The organism is Ignavibacteria bacterium (assembly GCA_041649015.1).
Lineage (GTDB): Bacteria > Bacteroidota > Ignavibacteria > Tepidaquicellales > Tepidaquicellaceae > CAIKZJ01.
This window is the reverse complement of the sequence record JBAZNU010000001.1, coordinates 259,145-279,597: the sequence shown is the minus strand read 5'-3', so window position 1 is coordinate 279,597 and position 20,453 is coordinate 259,145. Positions and strand designations below refer to the sequence as shown.

The window sequence follows — 20,453 nt, the reverse complement described above, 5'->3', positions numbered from 1 at the left end:
TACAAATTATACATTATATTATAATATTATACTACTAATTATGGAATTGAAATGGAAAGGGGTGTTCCCCTTAGAAGATCTTGCTAATTTTCAAGATATAGAGGGAATAAAAGACGGAGGTATTTACCTTCATTTTTTAGAAGTCGAAGGATCAAAGAAAAAAAGAATTATTTATGTCGGCACAGCAACAAAAAGAGAAGACGAACAAGGCATATACGGAAGACTAATGGATTATTATGATGCCTATAAAAATTCAGATTATTCAAAATCCAAAAGGGAATATTTCTCTACTTATGTTTTAAAGAATATGAATGGTAAAAATATTTACGAATATTTCAGGCCAGGTTGCTACGACGATTTAGACAACAAAGGAGTTTATTACATTATAACTGATAAACATTTGTATAGCGGGAAATATTACGAAGGTAAAGATATAGATAAGACAAATAAAGAAATAGATAATCATAGAAAATATTTTTTAGGTAAATTAAAGTTTGCGTTTGTAAATATAGATAAACTGGAGAATCAATCAGATAAAGAGTATGAAAAATATCTAAAAACTTTTGAGGCCAAATTAATTAGTCATCTTGTAAGTAGAATACAGAAGGAATATGGTAAAGATTATGGATATTATTCGAAAAATAATCATAACGGGAAATATACTTGTTTTGGTCAAATACAATCTGACGAGCCATATAGTGGCAAATTAGAAAATAATTTTGACGAGGTTGTTGAGAAAGAATGGTTTGAAGATTTTGCGGAACTTGAATAATTATTTATCAGGAAAAACTTTAGTAGTGGCAACCACTCACGGAAACGTAAAAACTGATGTGGTCATAGATGGAAAGAATCTTGTGATTGGGTTGAATGCTTATATAAGAAAGTAACCAAATTATTTTACCCCTGAAAATTTCGTTTAATAGAAACTTATTAATACGTTTTTAATTAAACGAAAGGAAAATAAAAATGGAATTAGCCGGAGATCCAACGTACGAACCAATATTTACTAGCCGTAAAGTTACAAATTTATTCGAAAACCTCGCTAAAAATGAGAACATTTTAGAAACCGAGTTATTTGAAGATGCGGATGGAGTGATCATACTCCCTTATTATGTAGAAACTTTCGGCTTTTACGATTGTGCTGTTTGTTATTTTGCAAACATGCTGAGAAAAAATTTATATGCTCCTTATATAAGGGTATACAGCAGAGACAAAATACATTTTGGCTGCAGAACCGAGTTTCCCCTTCCTCGTTTTAATCGTAAAACATTTTCAGATATACCACAGAGATATATTTGGTCTGTTAACGAAGAAATTCACTTCGTGTTTAATTTATTGTCTGTTAAAAAGGAGTTCAGGACTATTGCTATCTGCGACTTTCTGTCATGCTTTGATGATTTCAGTTTTCATGTTGAAGGAAAACGTATCGTGGATTTTGTGAGAAGATATTTAAGGGAATATAGGAAAAATAAATATTCTAAATATGAAGGTATTGGTTAATTGATACATTAGTTAGTGTAATCTATTTTCATTTGTTCTTAGCTTGTAGTGGATAACTAAAGTCAACGAAATATTAACTTGCATATTTAATGCGAATCTTTCACATTATGTTAACTTATAAAAGAGGTATAAAGAGATGGAAGCAAAAATAGAAAATGGAAAGTTAATCATCGCAATTGATATGCAAGAGCCGACACCGAGTGCATCAGGAAAAACATTAGTAGTAGCAACTACCCATGGAAACGTAGCAACCGATGTTATGATTGACGGTAAGAATTTAGTGATTGGATTGAATGCTTATATTAAGAAATAGTTTGAATTATAGATTTTATTTATTATGATTTACTGGTTAAAAGTTTGTCTACATTGCGGTAGAGAAAGCGAAAATGAATCTGTGAGATTCCCGGTCTATCGTTGTAAAAATGACTTACAAGTTTTCTGTGATGAATGCGGTGAAGGTGATGGAAAGAAATGCCCTGCATGTGGTGAGATTTATAAAGACGATAATTTAGAATATCGAAATCTGTTCAAGAAATTTTGATACCATTTTAATACCATTTAGGGTGAAATTGGAGCATTAAAGGAAACCAATAAGTGCAAAATAATTAAGATAATAAATTCCTTGATTTCTTCTTGATAAGAACATTAGGACCCCCCTTTTTTTAAATAATATAACAAACAGAATCCCGGCTCAATTCAAACATATTTATTTATAATGTTGATTATATTAAACAAAATAACGATATTTATTTAAATAAATAAGCATTATGAAAAAGGAAAATTCAATATTATCCCTTTCGGTTGTTAAAATTTTAATTGATCTGGGAATAAAAATAAAGCTAGCTAGATTAAGAAGAAAGCTAAGTACAACTCAGGTTGCTGAGAGAGCAGGTATTAATAGAGTTACATTATGGCAAATCGAAAAAGGTTTGCCAAGTGTTTCAATGGGGGCATATGCCCAAGTACTTTTTGTATTAGGATTAGAAAAGGATTTGATAAAAGTCGCGGAAGATGATAATCTTGGAAGAAAATTACAAGATGCAAAAATTTTAGAAAAGAAAAGAGCTCCTAAATTAAAAACAAAATAAATGGCACGCAAGGAAAGTAGAAAACAAATATTCGTATATGCTGATTGGAAAGAATTAGATAAACCCAAATTAATGGGAATATTAAATGTCGTTATCTCAGGCAAAGAGATTTTTTCATTTGAATATGATAAAGAATGGTTAAAATCAGGTAGTTCACAAACACTCGATCCTGATTTGCAATTCTTTAGCGGACCTCAATATTTAAGAGATGAAAAAGATAATTTCGGAGTCTTTTTAGATTCATCACCTGATAGATGGGGAAGAGTATTAATGATTAGACGTGAAGCAGCCTTAGCTAAATTGGAGAAAAGAGTCCAAAAAACTTTATTGGAATCAGATTTTCTTCTTGGTGTATATGATAGTCATAGAATGGGAGCATTAAGATTTAAAGATAATAATGATGGACCATTCTTAAACGATAATAAAGAAATGGCTGCTCCACCCTGGGCTGACATCAGAGATTTAGAATATGCTAGTTTGCAACTCGAAAAAGAGAATATTAGTGAAGACCCTATGTATATGAAATGGCTGAACTTGTTAATAGCACCCGGGTCTTCGTTGGGGGGAGCCAGACCTAAAGCAAGTGTTTTAGATGAAAAGAAACATTTATGGATTGCAAAATTTCCAAGTACGAAAGATGAGATTGACAAAGGTTTATGGGAAATGATAACAAATGTCATAGCTTCAAAATCCGGTATAAATGTCGCAACAGGAATGGTTAAAAAATTTACCGGTAACGGTCATACTTATTTTACAAAAAGATTTGATAGAGACGAAGATGGAAAAAGAATACATTTTGCTTCTGCGATGACAATGCTGGGATATACTGACCACGAAGAAGGTGTTAGTTATTTGGAAATCGTAGAATTTCTAATTAGAAATGGGAGTAATACAACTGCCGATCTTGAAGAAATATGGAAAAGAATAGTATTTAATATTTGTGTTAAAAATACGGATGATCATCTTAGAAATCATGGGTTTCTATTAACTCCAGCTGGTTGGACTTTATCACCTGCATATGATGTCAATCCAAATCCAGAAGGAACAGGATTAAAATTAAATATATCAGAAACCGATAATTCTCTTGATATAGATTTAGCTCTAAGTGTTGCTAATAATTTCAGAATAAAATCAGCAAGAGCAAAAGAAATTATCTTCTCAATAAAAAAAGAAATTAAGAATTGGAATTCATTAGCGAAAAAATATAAGGTGGCAAAAGACGAGCAAGAATATATGTCTAAATCTTTTCTATGTGATTAGTTGATAAAAGGATTTAATTTGGTTAAGAAATTTTAAAGAAAATTACTCCGAGGTATTTTTACATACCATTAAAAATTTATTAATTCTAATCTTCTGCCATAAGACATTACTGACAGAAAAAGAATCAATTAAATGATAAAAGTTAAAAATTAAAAAACTTAATATTGATTTTACATAGTTTTATTTATAATTGTCCTCCTTAAAATTTTCATTAGGACGCACCCTCAAAATTTAATCAAAATCGCAATATTTTTGCTCAAAAGTGTCAGCACTTTTGTCAGCATTTTTTACCAAAATGGGTTCATTTTGGGTAAATTGGAGAGTAAAAAACCTCAAAAACAGCTATATTTCGCTGTTTTTATTTCCCATCCATTTCTCTTAATCAGCGGGTCAGGGGTTCGAGTCCCCTCGAGTGTACGACGATAAAGCCCTGTAAAATATAGTAGTTACAGGGCTTTTTGTTTTGGGTAAATGTATTTTGATACCATTTTGATACCATTTCCGTCTATCCTGTCAATGATTATTGATTTTTTTCTTACATTATCTGAAATGACATCCGTGTAAAATCTTTCGGTAGATTGTACGCTGTCATGTCCTAAAAGATATGCAACTTCCTGGATGGTTAATCCATTTTTAGCAATTCAAATAATCCTCAGGGTCATAGTCAAAATATTCTGACGGTGCCACATTTAACTGGTATCTTGAGAGAATGGAAAAGGGTGCTCAGTAATTGTATCTAATCTACTGAAATAAAACACTCTAAACCCATATCGTTATATATCTTTTTGATTTCTTCAATCTCTGAATAATCAGGGGCAGCCGCGTAATGAAGTTTATATGGCTTTTCCAGCTTCTCGTATTTTGCCGTACCCATTGCATGATAGGGAAGCAGCCTCACTCTGGTAATTTTTAATTCTTTGCACAGTACGGCAATCTCATTCATCAAATCATGCGAAGAGTTTATTTCTTTTATGAGGGGGATAGTTACTGTTATTTTTTCCGGTACAACTCCCGCAAGTTTTTTCAGATTCTCTACAATTATTTTGTTACTCCTTCCCGTCATCCGCTCGTGCTGAATCGGGTCAAGCAGTTTTATGTCATAATAAATAAAAGTAAACTTGTGAATGAAATCTTTCACGTTCTCCCACTCGAAATATCCGCAAGTCTCGACTCCTATTGTTATGCCGTTCTCAATGCAGAGGTCAATTAAATTCCTTGCGAATTCATGCTGTGCAAGCGGCTCTCCGCCCGAAAGCGTTACTCCTCCGTTTGAGTTTTTGTAAAAAACTTCATACGATTTTATCTTGTTGAATACTTCCTCTGCGGACATTCTTTGTCCTGTAAGCCGAAGCTCTGTTCTCATGGTGTTTTCTATGCATACTCTATCTGTGCAAACTTTACATATTTCTCTTTTGATGTATGGTTTTCCTTCAACATCTTTTGAAATCGCTCCTTTATCACAGATGTTCTCAAATTCCTTGTGTTCTTTGAGTCTTGAAAAATTGCATAGTAATTCGGGATGGAAACTCTGTCCCTCAGGGTTTGAACACCATAGGCAGACTAACGGGCAGCCTTTTAAAAAAACTGTTGTGCGTATTCCTTCGCCGTCTTGAAGCGAAAATTCCTGTATGTCGAATATAACACCCCCGGGTTTATTCAAACCCATGCTCTGTTCTTTCAATTATCTGGTCTTGTATTGATTTGCTCAACTCTACAAAGAATGCACTGAATCCTGCAACGCGTACTATAAGGTCTCTATAATTATCGGGATGTTCCTGTGCATCTTTAAGCATTCTGCTGTCAACTATATTAAACTGTATCTGAAAAGCAGGATACTGAAAGTATGATTTTATAAGCGACAGTAATTTCTTCGAACCCTGTATTCCCTTTACAGCTGCGGGATGCAGCTTCATATTATGGAGACCGCCGCGTATTTTCGTGTGGTCAATTTTTCCTGCTGATAAAAGAACCGATATCGGTCCGTTTGTATCCGTACCCGGGTATGGTGATGTAACTCCGTCTGCCAAAGAATCTCCAGCGTGCCTGCCGTCAGGAGTAGCGCCGCATACCTTGCCAAACGGTGTGTGTGTGCTTATCGCAAGCATCGACGGGTCGTAAGGTTTGCCAAGATAATTTTTCTGCGAAGAAACATACTTGCAGTATTCATAAAAGATTTCCTTGTATATTATATCAACTTTATCGTCATTGTTTCCCCATTTAGGCGCGTTGTAAAATTTTCTGTAAAGTTTGTCGTAGTTTTGCCAGTTGTTTGCAAGCGCGTCTCTGAGTTCATCCATCGTGCAGACTTTATTATTCTCTATATTTTCTTTTACTGCTGAAAGTGAATTTGCTACGTTTACCATTCCTGTTGAGAGTGTTGTAGGTGTGTTGTTGTTAACCGCCCCTCCGTCATCAAGCGAAGTCCCTCTTTCTATGCAGTCACGTATAAGGACAGATGAATATATAAGGTTGCAAACCTGTCTGTGTGCTGCCATTACGTAGTTCCAGTATTCCTGCCAGTTCTTTATTGCATTCTTTAAATGATGCAGATATGCTTTCTTCAGTTCTTCGTAAGTCTTCGGAATGTTTGTTGCTTCAAAAACTATTCCTGTTCTTAAATCTTTTCCTCCGTTAAGCGCAATCTCGAATATCTTCATGTGATTGATAAAACCCGCCTGCACAATGCCATAGCTCATTCCCTCAAGTGTTGGTTCTGTGCACCCCCCCATCGCAGCATGCTTCCTTATTATCGATACAGGAAGTCCGGTCTTTTCAAGTTCGTGCTGCATATATACTTTTGTGTTGAACCATGCAGGAAATCCGCATCCTGTCTTAACGCATTCAATTGCTTTTAAAAGAAATTCTTCGCTTAACGTATCGTCATACCATATTGAAAGAGTCGGCTGTGTCGTCTGGCAGTTAATGGCAGACTGCAATATTAGAAGTGAAAGTTCATTGTCAGCTCTGAATCCGTTTTCATTCAACCCTCCGAGAATCATGTTCTGGTAAAGATTTCCAGAACCCAGACCTTCCCATGAAAAAGATGCAACGTATTCTATCTCTGTCATTTTAATCCTAAGTGCTTCAAGTAGTTCAAGTACTTCATTGTTATTAATCTTTTTTGCATCAATATCTTTTTTGTAGTACGGATACATGTACCTGTCAAACCTTCCCGGACTGTATCCGAGCTGGGCTCCTTCTATATGCCCTGCAAGATACATAAACCAAAATGCCTGAATAGCTTCCCTGAAATCATGTGGCGGGAACTCCGGCACGTGCTTGCAGATTTCTGAAATCCTAAACAGTTCTATCTTTCTTGTTTCATCCTTCTCGGTTTTTGCAAGCTCAAATGCTTTTTGTCCGTATCTGTTTGCCCATTTTATTACCCCTTCAAGAGATCTTATCCCGGCTCTCCAGAAATACACTTTCTCGGCTGAATGATAATCTGTTATATGAGATTCTGATATCTTCTCTTTCATCCGGTTAATAAGACCTCTCAACCCCGTAGAAAGTGCTGTTTCAAAATCGAGAACATATCTTCCTTCGGGTGCAGGGTCGTGCGGAGCAGTATAAAGTACGGCTTTCCAGCCCTTCTCTATGTAATCTGCTTCTTTAAAATCCTTTTTCCATAAGTCATCACCTACATCCTGCATACACTTTCCCTGCCAGTATGCAGCGCAGTCTTTTAATATGTTTCGCTCGTGCTTTTCAAGAAGAAACTTACCTGCAAAGAATTCATAGTCACCCGATGACGCCATCTCCTTAGATTTAGCTATTCCACCTCCCGTTCCTATATCGGTTACTTTGTCCTGTTCTTCATGTTCTTCTTTATTGAATTCTCTAAGCACATAACCTGATGCGTAGTTGCAGTAAGGGATTGCCCCTCTTACAAATCTTGTCTTACTTCCAACGAATGGTTCGTGCTCTTTTATTACCGGCGTTAAATTCTCTATCGCGTATGAATTGCATTCAGCCCTTCTTTCCAGAACATTCAGCCCGTCTGTTCTTTTGTGTGCCTCTGTATAAAATTGTATATACTCCGTATCAATGTATAATGGCTCAGATAAATACTTGTTGCGCATTAATTCAATTCTCTTTGTTGAAGGAATGCCTTTGATTTCCCTTAGTTCGTATTCAGTTCGCTTTGTAGTTGTTTCCATAATGTTGTGGATTATTTTCTATAACTTAATTATTATTTACAAATTTAGAAAATCCAAAATTTAATACCTTCCTTTTCTGGTGTTTTTTGGTACAGTATTTGAAAGCAATGGCACCATAGAATTAATTTTAATAACTTTTTGTTTTATATTATAATAGAAGTCTATTATGTTCTTATTGAAGGACATATAATGGGAAAGGAAGTAATGAGTAGGTTTTCTTCTCAATGCTTATCATTATTGCTTTAATAGTTTGCATTTTTTACTGCTGCACTTTTCTCAGTCCGTGATGTCTGTGTATTTTTACTAAGTTTATAAAGGAAGCCACTATGAAATTTGCATTTATTGGAACTTACCCACCGCAGAAATGTGGTATTGGAACATTCACTCATAATCTGATAAAATCTCTTGCGGATAATTTTGCTTATTCTGATTTATATCCTAACCTCTATGTTATCGCAGTCTCAGACGGTGAGCAGGATTATAAATATCCGTCTGAAGTTTCTTTTGTCGTTAATCAGAACAGCCAGAGAGATTACATAAGCGCTGCCAAGTTTATAAACAATAACAGGGCAGATGCATGTATTCTTGAACACGAGTTTGGAATATTTGGAGGAGAGAGCGGTGTCTATGTTCTATCGCTCGTAAGCCGTATTGAAATTCCATTGATAGTTACATTTCATACAGTTATAAGAGATCCTTCTCACATTCAGAAAGTTATCGTTCAGGAGTTGAGTAGCAAAGCTTATAAAGTCGTCGTAATGAGTAAGAGAGCAGTTAAATTCCTTCTTGAGGTTTATCATATTCCCGAAGATAAAATAGAGATTATCGAGCATGGAGTCTCATTGGGCAAAGTCTATGACCGAGAAACCGTCAGGGAAAAATTTAACTTCACAAACAAAAAAGCTCTTTTTACCTTCGGCCTGTTAAGCCGTAATAAAGGTATTGAGACGGTTATTAAAGCCCTGCCTCAGGTCGTCAGTAAACACAAAAATATTCTCTACATAGTTCTTGGAAATACTCACCCGAAAGTTTTGTCAAGGTACGGTGAAGAGTACCGCGAGTACCTGATGCGTCTCGTTAAAGAACTCGGTCTTGAGGATTATGTTTATTTCTATAAGAATTTTGTGTCGGAAGACTTACTCATGCAGTATCTTTATGCTACTGATATATACATAACTCCGTATTTAAACGAAGCTCAGATTACAAGCGGAACTCTGTCGTACGCTGTTGGTGCCGGAGCAGCTGTCTTTTCAACTCCTTACTGGCATGCACAGGAGCTGCTTGCAGATGGAAGAGGTGTTCTTTTTGATTTTAATAATCATGAACAACTCGGGAAAATTCTTCTTGATTTTCTTAACGATGAAAGCAAAATCGAGAATCTTCGTGAAGCCGCAGCTGAATACGGGCATAAACTAAAATGGCCTAAGATTGGAGCAAAATATATTCAAGTCGCAAAAAATGCAGTTCGTAATTATTCTTTTATACAAAAAGAAAGGCGTACTATTCTTGACCCTCTACTGCTGCCTGACTTTGACCTGTCTCATATCAAAAGGCTTTCCGATGATACAGGTATTGTCCAGCATGCAAAATACGGAGTACCTAATTTAAAAGAAGGCTATTGTCTGGATGATAATTCTCGAGCTCTTTTAATGCTTGCTATGGCTCATCACGAAAAGAGAACCACTGATGCGAGCTCGCTAATGCCTGTTTATCTTAGCTTCATACATTATATGCAGAATGAAAACGGCTCTTTCAGAAACTTTCTTAGCTTCAGCAGAAATTATCTTGATGATATCAGCTCAGATGATTGCTTTGGACGAACAATGTGGGCGCTCGGTTATATGATAAATAATTATCCAAATGAATCATACCATAAAACCGCCCTGGATATTTTTCAACTCTCACTTAGATATGTTAATAACCTGAAGGAAATAAGGGGTCTTGCAAGCACAATTATAGGATTGTCATATTATCTCAAGAAGTTTCCTGAAGATAAAAACGCAAAAGAGATGGTTTATGAAATGACTAATAAACTTCTTGATGAATATTATTTGAATAAAACTGATATCTGGAATTGGTTTACCGATATACTGACTTATGATAATGCAATTATTCCTCTTGCACTTTTTCATTCTTCCGAAATGTTCTTGGACGCAAAGATAATTGAAGTTGCGGTTGAATCAACAGCGTTTCTTGAAAGCGTAATAATGAAAAACGGATACATGAAGCCCGTTGGCAGCAATGGCTGGTATAAAAAGGGAGGTGTCTGCGCCGATTATGCTCAGCAATGCATTGATGTCATGGGTATGATTTTGCTTTGTTTAAAAGCGTATAAGGTGACAAGAGATAAAAAATATCTTAACGATATGTTTACCTCATATATGTGGTTTCTCGGAAAAAACGAACTCAGTATTCCTGTCTATGATTATGAAACAGGCGGGTGTAATGACGGTCTCGAAGACTATGGTCTCAACTGGAATCAGGGTGCAGAAAGTACAATATCATATCTGGTTTCTCATTTGACTGTTCTGAATGCATTCGAACTTGAGTATGAATATGAAAAGTAATTTGAGTTTACTTACTGTCATCCTTTAATTTGTTTAACAAAGTCCTCAAATCAACCGTTGCAAAGCTCGAAGCATAATCAGAAATTGCATATGGAATAAAAAGAACGTCTTTGTGTATCATCGAGCCGCACGAGTAAACTACGTTCGGTACGTATCCCTCTCGCTCATCTTCATTCGGTACTATCAGCGGCTCTTTAAGGCTTCCTATAACTTTTGTCGGGTCATTCAAATCAAGCAGCATCGCTGCTATCGAGTATTTTCTCATCTGTCCGACACCATGCGTGATAACCAGCCATCCCTCCGGTGTTTCAATCGGTGAGCCGCAATTCCCGACTTTAACTAGCTCCCAGTTATAAACAGGCTCCCTTAACAGATGGGCTGTTTCCCACAACGTTATACTGTCAGAGAACATTATGTAGAGGTTTATCCCGTCAATCCTTGAAAGCATTGTATAATGCCCGTTAATTCTCTTTGGAAAAAGCGCAAAGTTCTTGTTCTTTGTGCATTCACCGTGCAGCGGTAGGTTTATGAAATGATAGAAATCCCTTGTCTCAAGAAGTTTCGGTAGAATTGTGTATCCGTCGTATGCTGTGTATGTCGCATAATATATTGTTTCTCCGTCATCATCGGTAAACCGTACAAACCTTGCGTCCTCTATGCCGTTGCTTTCTGTGCTGGAAATTGGAAAGATGGTTCTTTCTGATATATCAGTATCCTGTGAGAAAATAATTTCATAATGAGACCTTGCCAGCCACATCATTTCTTTAAGTGTCTTTTGCTGTTCAAGGTTTAGAGACCTTGTCTCCTGCGCGCTCTTTATCACCTTCTTGAAGTCTGAATAATAAAAAAATTCACCGAGATTTCTCAGTATTTCAGAAGAAATATCGTTTACAACACCGTGCTCGTTAAGTATCAGTGCAAATTCTTCTTTGTTGTAAATGTGTCTCTTGATTATTTCTGCTTCACCGATGTATTTGCCCGGCGGGTCTAAGTGCAAATTGTAATTGCTGTCTATTATTCCGCTTCTGAATACTATCGATGATATGTGGCTTTCCCCTGTCGCCCTGAAGCTTATTATAACGCGCTTCTGCCCTTCTTCAAGGTCGTTTTGGTCCGGGTGCTCCACTACTGATGGATTGAATAAAGCAGCTGACTCGATTGAGTATTCCATCGTTAAGTATGAACCAATCAGTAGCCTCTTTGTTGAAGATAATTTCTTTTGACTGCCGGTTACTTCATTTACATAGTGAATTACTTTTATATAATTATTAAAGAATATTTTTGTGATGTTCCTGTGGCGTTTTGCAAATTCTCTTAAGACAACGTTGAGTGAGTTACTGGCTTCTGCCTCGGAAAAATCCAATACTTTTTGTACAATAGACTTTGTTCTCTTTTCTCCGTTCTTGAATAATCTAGTTATTACTCTTTTGGAATCTGGATAAAGCCTTTCCTTGTTTCTCTTAACTGTTATTCTCATTATTACAACCTTTCTCTGTAAATGTATATGTTCATTGCTTAAACTTAAAGGATATTCTTTATTAATGCTTTTTTCCTTTTATACGGTTTGATTGGCAGTTTATTAATTATAGAGGTGCTGTTACAAATCCCGTCTTGGGTAACAAAACTTCAAAAGGCGCTGCATACAATGATAAAGCTGATAAACGCTCGTGGCTTCACTATGAAGTCTATCTCTGAAGAAATATTCAACTAAACTATATAATATATTCTTTTACAGGCTTGCCTTTGATTATGTGTTTTTGAATTATTTCTTCGAGTACTTTCGGCGTGCATGAGTGGTACCAGATTCCTTCGGGATAAACTACAACAATCGGACCTTTGTCGCATATCCTGAAGCAGTCTGCCTTTGTTCTTTGTACGCCGCCTTTACCCGTAAGGTTAAGCTCTGCAAGCCTTTTCTTTAAATACTTCCATGATTTTTGCCCGTCCTCTCTCTTTATGCATTTATCGTCCTGTGCATCGCAGCAAATAAAAATGTGCTTTTGTGTTTTGTCTATTCCAAGCTCTTCAAATTTTATCTTTAATTTCTTGCTCATCTTATGTTTATTTTATAAAATAATATATGTTCTGCCGTTAAAAATAAATGTAATATCCTTTATCCTTATTGAATTACTATTCCCTGATTGAATAATTATTTTCTTCACAGCAAAACAAAAAGACATAACAATGATTAAAAAAATTGACAGTCCGGCATTGATTAAATCAGCAGGAAATAAAGAGAAAATAATAAAGGAGTATTTCGGCAGAGTCAGTTCAAAAGATACTAATATAAGTATTGCTCATATGCATAGTCCGGAAGCGTGGTGTGAACCCGGTCAGACTCCGGGTTTCGATGAGTACACTGTCGTATTACGCGGGACACTTCACATAAAAACAAAGGTTTCTGAATTTGATGTTATAGCCGGAGAAGCAGTTTTTGTTTCAAAAAATGAGTGGGTGCAGTATAGTTCTCCCTATGCAGGAGGAGCTGAATACGTCGCAGTATGTATTCCTGCTTTCTCTCCTGATAATGTGAATAGAGACTCGAAATAGTACCCGATATAATTAACAGATAATAACAGTGATGTTATCAGCCCATCGTAACAATGTTGGGTTTTTTACGTATATAACATCAAAAATGTTTTTTGTTAAGGAGAAATCACTTGATTCTTTGTCTTATCATTATTAATTTGGAAACTAAATAAACGATAATAGTTTCCAAAATGGTTAAAGATAGCCCCGTCGAAAGAAAGAAAATTATGGTGTTTGCTGATAAATTATTCAGAGAAGCAGGTCTGTACAAAACATCAATGGACGAACTATCGTCCCTTATGCACATCAGCAAGAAAACCATTTACAGGTATTTCCCCTCGAAGGAAAATCTGGTTAGGGAAATTGTTAAATTTTGGCTCGAATCTTCTACCGAAAGAGTTGATAAAATCGTTCGCGGTAAGACTGATGTCGTGACAAAGTTTATCAGGCTTCTTGAGGATTATTCCTGCGAATTTACTCAGTTGGGAGAAAAAGCAATATCTGATTTGCAGATTCATTATCCCGATGTGTGGACCTCAATTGAGTCGTTTAGGGAAGAAAAGATAATATTTTACGTTAAAAAACTATTCAGACAGGGATTCAGGGAAAAGTACATAACAAAAATACCCGTCGAAATTGTTATCGTCTCTGTCAGCGCCTCAATAAGCTCTGTCGTAAACCCGAAGTTTCTTATGGTTAACAATTTTTCGACCGCAGAAGCACTAAAACATGTTCTTGAACTCCATCTGAAAGGTATTATAACCGAAAAGGGAAGAAAGAAGTATTTCAGTCAACAGAAAAAACATCTTAAATAATTCTATGTATTATAAAATATTAATAACAATTGCCTTTATAGCCCTGTACCCGTGGATTTCTTTCGGTCAGGATTCGACCAAGGTAAAGGTCTATTCTCTGAAAGAAGCCATTGCCGTCGCGAAGTCCAACAACACAGAGCTTGTTAATGCAGTTTATGATAAATTAAAAGCGGAAAAGAAAGTATCACAGGTATATAACGAAAGCCTCCTGCCGACTATTACCCTCAGCTCTCAGTATAACAGGGCAATTAAAAAACAGGTGTTCGATATAGATTTCGGTGGCATGAATCAAAGGTTTGAAGTAGGTTCCGATAATACACTTAGTAACACTTTCCAGCTAAGTGAACCTATTCCTGTTCTTGGTACCCCCGTATTTGAAGGCATTAGAATCGCCGATTATTATTCTGCTCTGCAGGACGAAAATGTTAATTCCGCAGAAGCAAACGTAGTTGCTGATGTTAAACAGGCTTATAACGATGTTCTCTTTATGAAGGAAGTCGTGTTTGTAAGAAAGCAAAACCTCGTCAATGCACAGGAAAATTATGATGTCGTTGAAAAGAAATACCGCAACGGTACTTCAACAGAGTTTGATTTTCTCAGAGCAAAAGTAACAGTTGAAAACTCAAAACCTCCGGTTGTTGAAGCGGAAAACAATCTTATAATTGCAAGAAAAATTCTAAAGAATGCTATAGGTATCAAAGATAATATAGACGTTGATGTTACAGGATCTCTTGAATATGACAGCACCGAAGTCTATGGTAGTACAGAAGAAATAATTAATAAGATTTCAGAAAATAACGTCTCAATAAGGCAGTTGAAAATTAACCAGGATATTAATAAGCAGCTGCTTAATATTGATAACGCAAACTATCTCCCAAAACTATATATTTTTGGTCAGTATAACCTTCAGGCTCAGGAAAACGACGGAAAGAATATTGGAAGTTACAGGTTCTTTAATGTTTTAAACGCCGGTATCGGTCTTAACTGGGATTTAAACTTCTTGAGAAATACTTATAAGAAACAGCAGACGGAGATAGACATTAAGAAGACTGATGAAACTATTTCTGACGTTAAACAAAAACTTCGACTGACTTCACAAAGTATAATTCTCAAAATGGACGAGGCTCGAAATAAAATAAAAGCAACATACGAAACAGTAACAATGGCGGAACGCGGATATGAACTCGCCGCTCTCAGCTTTAAAAACGGTGTCGTAAGTCAAATAGATGTCATAGACGCCGGTGTTCAGCTGAGCAATTCAAGACTGTCATACTATAGTGCAATTGTTGAATATCTCAACGCTAAAGCAGAATTAGAAAAATTATTGGAAAGAAAATAAATTTATTATATGAAAAAATATTCATTATTATTATTGGTCTTAAGTATTGCGGTTGCTTTTGGCTCATGCGGAAGAAATAAAAATAATAAACCCGAAGAGAAAAAATTACCTATAGTTAAAACTACGGTTATTCAGGGTCAGTATTTTGAGGAAAATTATAAGGTTAGCGGTATAGTTAAACCATATGAAAGCGCAAAACTTTCTTCCGAAGAAGGTGGACTTATCGTCTATCTTACAAAAGATAAAGGTGATAGAGTCGGACGCGGAGAGGTTGTCGTAAAACTTAAAAAGGATACTGACGAAGCAGCATATCTCCAGGCTCTCGCTCAGTATGAACTTGCAAAGGATAATTATCAGAGAACAGAGCGCCTTTTTAATGACGAAGTTGCAACCGAACAGCAGTATACAAACTCCAAACTTCAGCTTGAAATCGCAGAAAAGTCGGTTGAACTATACAGGATTAGACTCGATAAGGGTTATGTTAGATCCCCCATCTCGGGAATCGTAGACGCAAAGTTCATGCAGAAAGGTGAAATGACCTCCTCCGGATCCCCTATTATCAATGTTGTCAATATTTCCAGAGTAAAAATCAACTGCGGTGTTCCCGAAAGATATGTTACTCAGGTTAAAAGAGGCGAAAAGGTCAAAGTTACTTTTCCCGTTCTCCCCGATGAGGAGTATGAAGCTGTTATTGATTATGTCTCACCTTCATTGAGTCCGCAAAACAGAACCTTTGAAATTGAACTTGTTATGAGCAATCCCGAAAGTAAGTTTAAACCCGAGATGTCGGCAAATATAACTTTTACGAACAAGAGTGTTGATAATGCTGTTGTTCTGCAGCAGGATTATGTTGTTGATAACGGTGATGAAAAATTTGTGTTCGTTCTTGAAGGCGACATCGCAAAGAAACGTATTGTAAAGCTTGGCGGACGTTCTGATAATATGGTTCTGATTGAAGAGGGTCTTAATATCGGCGAAACGCTTATAAACGTAGGCTTTCAGGGCTTAAATGATAACGACAAAGTAACACTGGTTAATTAAAACACTAAAAGTTTATCTTATATGAAATTTTTTGAATTAATAATAAAGAATAAAGTTACGGTCTATATCCTCGTGCTGATGATAGTTCTTATCGGTGCCTCCTCGTATATATCCCTGCCGAGAGAATCAAGCCCCTCAATAAAAATTCCTTATGTGTTTATCGCGACTGTCTATCCGGGCGTGTCGCCTCAGGATATAGAAAACCTCGTAACACAGGAAATAGAAAAGGAAGTTAAAAGTATTAGCGGCGTTAAAGAGATAAAATCCGTTTCAAGGGAAAGTTTCAGTTCGATCTCGGTTGAGTTTAACACAGATGTTATTATTGATGACGCAATTCAGAAAGTTCGTGATAAAGTCGCTACGGCAAAAACAAAAATGCCGACAGATATTAAAGAGCCGATTATCACCGAAATCAATTTTTCCGAGCTTCCGATGATGTACGTTAATCTGAGTGGGAATATAGGTCTTGCTAACCTCAAAAAAATTGGTACACAAATTCAGGATAAGATTGAAGAAATTCCCGGTGTGCTTTCCGCCGATGTTATCGGAGGTGTGGATAGGGAAGTTAAAATTGATGCAGATGCTGAAAGACTAAAATACTATAATGTTAGTTTCAACGACCTTATAAATGCCGTGTCCGCTGAAAATCTGAATATACCCGGTGGTGCGGTGGATATTGGCAAATCAAGTTTCCTTATTAGAGTACCAGGCGAGTATGAAAATCCCGAGTTAATGAGCAATATAATCGTTAAGAAAAACAGTGATTATCCTGTCTACATAAATGATGTGGCTCAGGTAACTTACGGATATAAAGAAAGACAAACGTATGCAAGAAAGAACGGGATTGAAAGTATAACCCTGCCTGTTAAAAAGCGCAGCGGCTCCAACATAATTGAAATATCTGAAAAGGTCCATGATATCTTAGCCAACAATAACGGTATTATTCCGGAAGGCATTTCTTACAGCGTTACCAGCGATCAATCCGATTTTATTAAAACAACTGTTCACGAACTTGAAAACGGTATTGTAACAGGCGTCGTTCTTGTCATGCTAATCCTTTTCTTCTTCATGGGTATAAAGAATTCATTGCTCGTTGCAACTTCTATTCCGTTATCATTCTTGATTTCGTTTATTGTTCTGGGTGCAATGGGTATTACTCTGAACATGATAGTTCTGTTTACACTCATACTCGTTCTTGGAATCATCGTTGATGACGCTATTGTCGTCATCGAAAATATCTATAGATTGCAGGAAAAAGAAAATTATAATCCGCATGACGCTTCGATTGAAGGTCCGCGTGAAGTTGTGTTCCCGGTCACGATTGCTACACTAACTATCATATCATCGTTCTTCCCGCTTCTATTCTTCCCTGGAATCGTAGGTGATTTTATGAAATATTTGCCTATCACCCTGATTGTTTGTTTGTTGTCATCATTGTTCGTTGCTATGATTATAAGCCCTGTTCAGGCAGCTGTCTTTATTCATTATAAAAAGGATAGGGAAAGATCTCAAAAGAAAAAATTCAGACCGATCGGCAGGTTCCTTGAGCATTTTGACGAAGTTCTTTTTGGAAGAGCTTTAAGAATCTATGAAAAGGTTTTAAGAATTGCTTTGACTCACAGAAGGACAGTAATATCAATTACGTTTCTTATGCTTATTATTGTGTTCCTAATTTACGGGAAATTCAATTACGGAACTGAGTTCTTTCCTGATACCGACCCAAGACAGGCTTCTATTACACTTACTACACCCGTCGGAACAAACATAGATGAAACTAACACGATAACTAAAGAGCTTGAGAAAAAAATTCCGGAACTTAAAGATATTAAGTATATTGTCACAAACGTTGGTTCATCTAATAATCCTCTTGATTTTAGCGGAGATGGAATTCCAACAAAGAGCGTTATAACTGTAACTTTCTTCGACAAACTTGACAGAGAACAGAGTTCTAAAATATCTATAGAGCAAATAAGAAATGCGCTTTATATGGTTCCCGGTGGTGAAGTAAAAATTGAAAAGGAGCAAATGGGACCTCCAACCGGACCTCCTGTAAACATAGAAATATCGGGTGATGATTTTGTTAAAATCGGAATCCTTGCTGATGAAATAAAAAGTCAGATAAAAGGTATTCCCGGACTGACTGACCTTACTGATAATTTTGATGAAGCAAGACCGGAAATTAAAATTGTCGTCGATAGGGAAAAAGCTGCTCTTTATGGGCTTAATACTGCAATGATAGGTGCAACTATAAGAACTGCCGTTAACGGCACTACCGCAAGCAAGATTAGAGAAGGCAAAGATGAATATGATGTTACTGTCAGACTGAATAAGGAACAGCGTAATGATATAAGTACTATCGATAACATGTATATTACTAATACAAAAGGCGAAAAAATCCCTATTTCTTCTGTCGGTAGTATAGAGTTCTCCGGCGGTATCGGTGCAATAAACAGAAAAGACCTTAAGAGAGTTGTTACCGTTTCGGCAAACGCCGAAGGCCGGCTTGGTAACGACGTGCTTAAAGATGTTCAGGCAAAACTGAAAGATTTTAAACTCCCTGATGGTTATTCCATCAGCTATACTGGTGAACAGGAAGACCAGGCAGAAACTTCAGCATTCCTCGGTAAAGCCATGATAATCGCTTTGATGATGATTTTTTTCCTAATGGTAATTGAGTTCAATTCTCTGAGAGTTCCTCTGATTATAATGATATCTGTTATTCTGTCTCTTATTGGAGTACTCATAGGTCTTTTAATTACCGGTACTCCCTTCGGTATTATGATGACGGGAATTGGCGTTATAGCACTCGCCGGCATTGTCGTGAGAAATGCTATCGTGTTGCTCGATTTCCAGAAAGAACTCGTTTCTCGTGGATTGAATCGTGACGAAGCTCTCGTTCAGGCAGGGCTGATTAGAATGAGACCAATCTTCCTTACGGCTGCTGCTACAATTCTCGGGATTCTTCCTCTTGCCTCAGGTGTTGACTTTGATTGGAGAACACTCAGCTGGATAGTGGGAGGTGAGAATTCTGCTTTCTGGCGTCCTATGGGTGTGGCTATTATATTCGGTCTTATGGTGTCGACATTCCTGACACTTGTTATTATTCCGTCAATATACTCCTATAGCGACGATTTATACAATAAAATATTTAAACGGAAGAAGAAGACAGTAGAACAAGAAGCATAATAAACTTAAAGGCGGTTTGTAACCGCCTTTTTTATTGGTGTGTCGGGAACGTTTAAAACGTGCAAAACGTTTATATCGGTATGAACACAGTATTATCATCAAAGCAGGTCGCTGAAATCCTCGGCGTCAATGAATCTTCCGTTAAAAGATGGTCTGATAGCGGCATGTTAAGCTGTTATAAAACTCCGGGAGGACATAGAAAATTTAAAAAGGAGGACCTCCTGTTGTTCAGCAGCAAATATTCATTCGAACTGAAATCTGATATTAATGACAGAAGCCGTGAAAATCATCAAAACAACGGTGTAGATTTTAAGTTTATCGTTGATTCATTATACAGGAAACTGTTCGTTGCTTCTGAATCTGAAATAACGGATTTTCTATACTCTCTTCACCTTTCCGGTATTAACCTCGTTGAATTGTATGATAATGTCATTGCAAAAACGATGTTTGAAGTCGGCGAAAAGTGGAAACATAAGGAGATTACAGTTGACCAGGAACATATTGCGGCAAACAAAATTATTAAATCCCTAATCAGACTTCATGACAAGATTGCTCCAATACCCTTTAATGGTCTCACTGCTCTTTGCGGGAGTCTTGAAGGTGAATTGCATGAATTGCCCTTACTTAGTGTAAATAATGTATTGAATTATTACGGGTGGAAAGTAATTTATATCGGTGCTAATGTACCCGTAAAAGCTCTTCAGTCGGGTATTAATGAGCATAAACCTGATATCGTCTGCATTTCAGCTACCATAATAAACAACAGAAAAAAGTTTATGAATGATACTGGAAAACTTTATGCTGCTACAAAAACTACAGGCTCAAAACTCATACTTGGAGGTATAGGAGTTAATAAAATGGATACAGTTTCTTTAAAAACTGATGCGATATTAAAAAGCACAGATGAATTAATTAAATATCTTAAACAAAATTTTCTCTTTTGATTGAAGCTAATAAAAATATTGTTT

At 36.4% G+C, this 20,453-nt stretch carries 16 protein-coding genes and 1 pseudogene; 13 read left to right on the top strand and 4 right to left on the bottom strand.

From position 1 onward, the window contains the following. Nucleotides 1–40: 40 nt before the first annotated feature. The 5 genes from WC644_01115 to WC644_01095 all read left to right on the top strand — a co-directional run bounded on the left by WC644_01115 (nucleotide 41) and on the right by WC644_01095 (nucleotide 3,848). A complete protein-coding gene (locus tag WC644_01115) occupies nucleotides 41–772 on the top strand; it encodes a hypothetical protein (GenBank protein ID MFA5010527.1) in 732 nt (243 codons plus the stop codon). 194 nt (nucleotides 773–966) lie between these two features. Beyond that, on the top strand, nucleotides 967–1,500 hold the full coding sequence (locus WC644_01110; protein MFA5010526.1) for a hypothetical protein: 534 nt from the start codon (nucleotides 967–969) through the stop codon (nucleotides 1,498–1,500). A gap of 136 nt (nucleotides 1,501–1,636) precedes the next feature. Next, entirely contained in the window at nucleotides 1,637–1,813 is a 177-nt protein-coding gene (locus WC644_01105) for a hypothetical protein (protein ID MFA5010525.1), read from the top strand. A 454-nt stretch (nucleotides 1,814–2,267) separates the two neighbouring features. Next, a complete protein-coding gene (locus WC644_01100; protein MFA5010524.1) occupies nucleotides 2,268–2,588 on the top strand; it encodes a helix-turn-helix transcriptional regulator in 321 nt (106 codons plus the stop codon). After that, nucleotides 2,589–3,848 (top strand): HipA domain-containing protein, encoded by a 1,260-nt coding sequence (locus WC644_01095; protein ID MFA5010523.1) that lies wholly within the window; start codon nucleotides 2,589–2,591, stop codon nucleotides 3,846–3,848. It begins immediately after the preceding gene. Nucleotides 3,849–4,584: 736 nt separating this feature from the next. Here the strand turns inward: WC644_01095 and WC644_01090 are convergent. Further along, nucleotides 4,585–5,529: a glycyl-radical enzyme activating protein gene (locus WC644_01090; protein ID MFA5010522.1), complete on the bottom strand. Its 945-nt coding sequence runs from the start codon at nucleotides 5,527–5,529 to the stop codon at nucleotides 4,585–4,587. Next, on the bottom strand, nucleotides 5,501–8,008 hold the full coding sequence (locus tag WC644_01085; protein MFA5010521.1) for a pyruvate formate lyase family protein: 2,508 nt from the start codon (nucleotides 8,006–8,008) through the stop codon (nucleotides 5,501–5,503). The genes WC644_01090 and WC644_01085 overlap by 29 nt, the downstream gene beginning before the upstream one ends. 326 nt (nucleotides 8,009–8,334) lie before the next feature. Here WC644_01085 and WC644_01080 point away from each other — a divergent pair, with 326 nt between their 5' ends. Next, a complete protein-coding gene (locus WC644_01080) occupies nucleotides 8,335–10,575 on the top strand; it encodes a glycosyltransferase family 4 protein (GenBank protein MFA5010520.1) in 2,241 nt (746 codons plus the stop codon). A 7-nt stretch (nucleotides 10,576–10,582) separates the two neighbouring features. On the opposite strand, the gene WC644_01075 is transcribed toward WC644_01080, so the two are convergent. After that, a complete protein-coding gene (locus WC644_01075) occupies nucleotides 10,583–12,052 on the bottom strand; it encodes a glycoside hydrolase family 130 protein (GenBank protein ID MFA5010519.1) in 1,470 nt (489 codons plus the stop codon). 89 nt (nucleotides 12,053–12,141) lie between these two features. Here WC644_01075 and WC644_01070 point away from each other — a divergent pair. Next, nucleotides 12,142–12,270, top strand: a pseudogene (locus WC644_01070) (dienelactone hydrolase family protein). 17 nt (nucleotides 12,271–12,287) lie between these two features. Here WC644_01070 and WC644_01065 read toward each other — a convergent pair. Continuing rightward, on the bottom strand, nucleotides 12,288–12,629 hold the full coding sequence (locus tag WC644_01065; protein MFA5010518.1) for a (2Fe-2S) ferredoxin domain-containing protein: 342 nt from the start codon (nucleotides 12,627–12,629) through the stop codon (nucleotides 12,288–12,290). A gap of 130 nt (nucleotides 12,630–12,759) precedes the next feature. On the opposite strand from WC644_01065, the gene WC644_01060 reads away from it, so the two are divergent. From WC644_01060 to WC644_01035, 6 genes are all read left to right on the top strand, one after another. Continuing rightward, the gene (locus tag WC644_01060; GenBank protein MFA5010517.1) at nucleotides 12,760–13,125 is read left to right on the top strand and encodes a cupin; all 366 of its coding nucleotides are present in this window, start codon (nucleotides 12,760–12,762) and stop codon (nucleotides 13,123–13,125) included. Nucleotides 13,126–13,295: 170 nt separating this feature from the next. After that, the gene (locus tag WC644_01055; protein ID MFA5010516.1) at nucleotides 13,296–13,919 is read left to right on the top strand and encodes a TetR/AcrR family transcriptional regulator; all 624 of its coding nucleotides are present in this window, start codon (nucleotides 13,296–13,298) and stop codon (nucleotides 13,917–13,919) included. Nucleotides 13,920–13,923: 4 nt separating this feature from the next. Continuing rightward, on the top strand, nucleotides 13,924–15,258 hold the full coding sequence (locus tag WC644_01050; GenBank protein MFA5010515.1) for a TolC family protein: 1,335 nt from the start codon (nucleotides 13,924–13,926) through the stop codon (nucleotides 15,256–15,258). Between the two features lie 9 nt (nucleotides 15,259–15,267). After that, complete coding sequence (locus tag WC644_01045; protein ID MFA5010514.1) at nucleotides 15,268–16,299, top strand: efflux RND transporter periplasmic adaptor subunit; 1,032 nt, start codon at nucleotides 15,268–15,270, stop codon at nucleotides 16,297–16,299. A gap of 21 nt (nucleotides 16,300–16,320) precedes the next feature. Beyond that, nucleotides 16,321–19,485 (top strand): efflux RND transporter permease subunit, encoded by a 3,165-nt coding sequence (locus WC644_01040; GenBank protein ID MFA5010513.1) that lies wholly within the window; start codon nucleotides 16,321–16,323, stop codon nucleotides 19,483–19,485. 80 nt (nucleotides 19,486–19,565) lie between these two features. Beyond that, entirely contained in the window at nucleotides 19,566–20,429 is an 864-nt protein-coding gene (locus WC644_01035; GenBank protein MFA5010512.1) for a cobalamin-dependent protein, read from the top strand. Nucleotides 20,430–20,453 lie beyond the last annotated feature (24 nt).

Coding starts and splice junctions, on each gene's coding strand:
- WC644_01115 (MFA5010527.1), top strand. CDS start 41: ATGGAATTGAAATGGAAAGGGGTGTTCCCCTTAGAAGATCTTGCTAAT.
- WC644_01110 (MFA5010526.1), top strand. CDS start 967: ATGGAATTAGCCGGAGATCCAACGTACGAACCAATATTTACTAGCCGT.
- WC644_01105 (MFA5010525.1), top strand. CDS start 1,637: ATGGAAGCAAAAATAGAAAATGGAAAGTTAATCATCGCAATTGATATG.
- WC644_01100 (MFA5010524.1), top strand. CDS start 2,268: ATGAAAAAGGAAAATTCAATATTATCCCTTTCGGTTGTTAAAATTTTA.
- WC644_01095 (MFA5010523.1), top strand. CDS start 2,589: ATGGCACGCAAGGAAAGTAGAAAACAAATATTCGTATATGCTGATTGG.
- WC644_01085 (MFA5010521.1), bottom strand. CDS start 8,008: ATGGAAACAACTACAAAGCGAACTGAATACGAACTAAGGGAAATCAAA.
- WC644_01080 (MFA5010520.1), top strand. CDS start 8,335: ATGAAATTTGCATTTATTGGAACTTACCCACCGCAGAAATGTGGTATT.
- WC644_01075 (MFA5010519.1), bottom strand. CDS start 12,052: ATGAGAATAACAGTTAAGAGAAACAAGGAAAGGCTTTATCCAGATTCC.
- WC644_01065 (MFA5010518.1), bottom strand. CDS start 12,629: ATGAGCAAGAAATTAAAGATAAAATTTGAAGAGCTTGGAATAGACAAA.
- WC644_01060 (MFA5010517.1), top strand. CDS start 12,760: ATGATTAAAAAAATTGACAGTCCGGCATTGATTAAATCAGCAGGAAAT.
- WC644_01055 (MFA5010516.1), top strand. CDS start 13,296: ATGGTTAAAGATAGCCCCGTCGAAAGAAAGAAAATTATGGTGTTTGCT.
- WC644_01050 (MFA5010515.1), top strand. CDS start 13,924: ATGTATTATAAAATATTAATAACAATTGCCTTTATAGCCCTGTACCCG.
- WC644_01045 (MFA5010514.1), top strand. CDS start 15,268: ATGAAAAAATATTCATTATTATTATTGGTCTTAAGTATTGCGGTTGCT.
- WC644_01040 (MFA5010513.1), top strand. CDS start 16,321: ATGAAATTTTTTGAATTAATAATAAAGAATAAAGTTACGGTCTATATC.
- WC644_01035 (MFA5010512.1), top strand. CDS start 19,566: ATGAACACAGTATTATCATCAAAGCAGGTCGCTGAAATCCTCGGCGTC.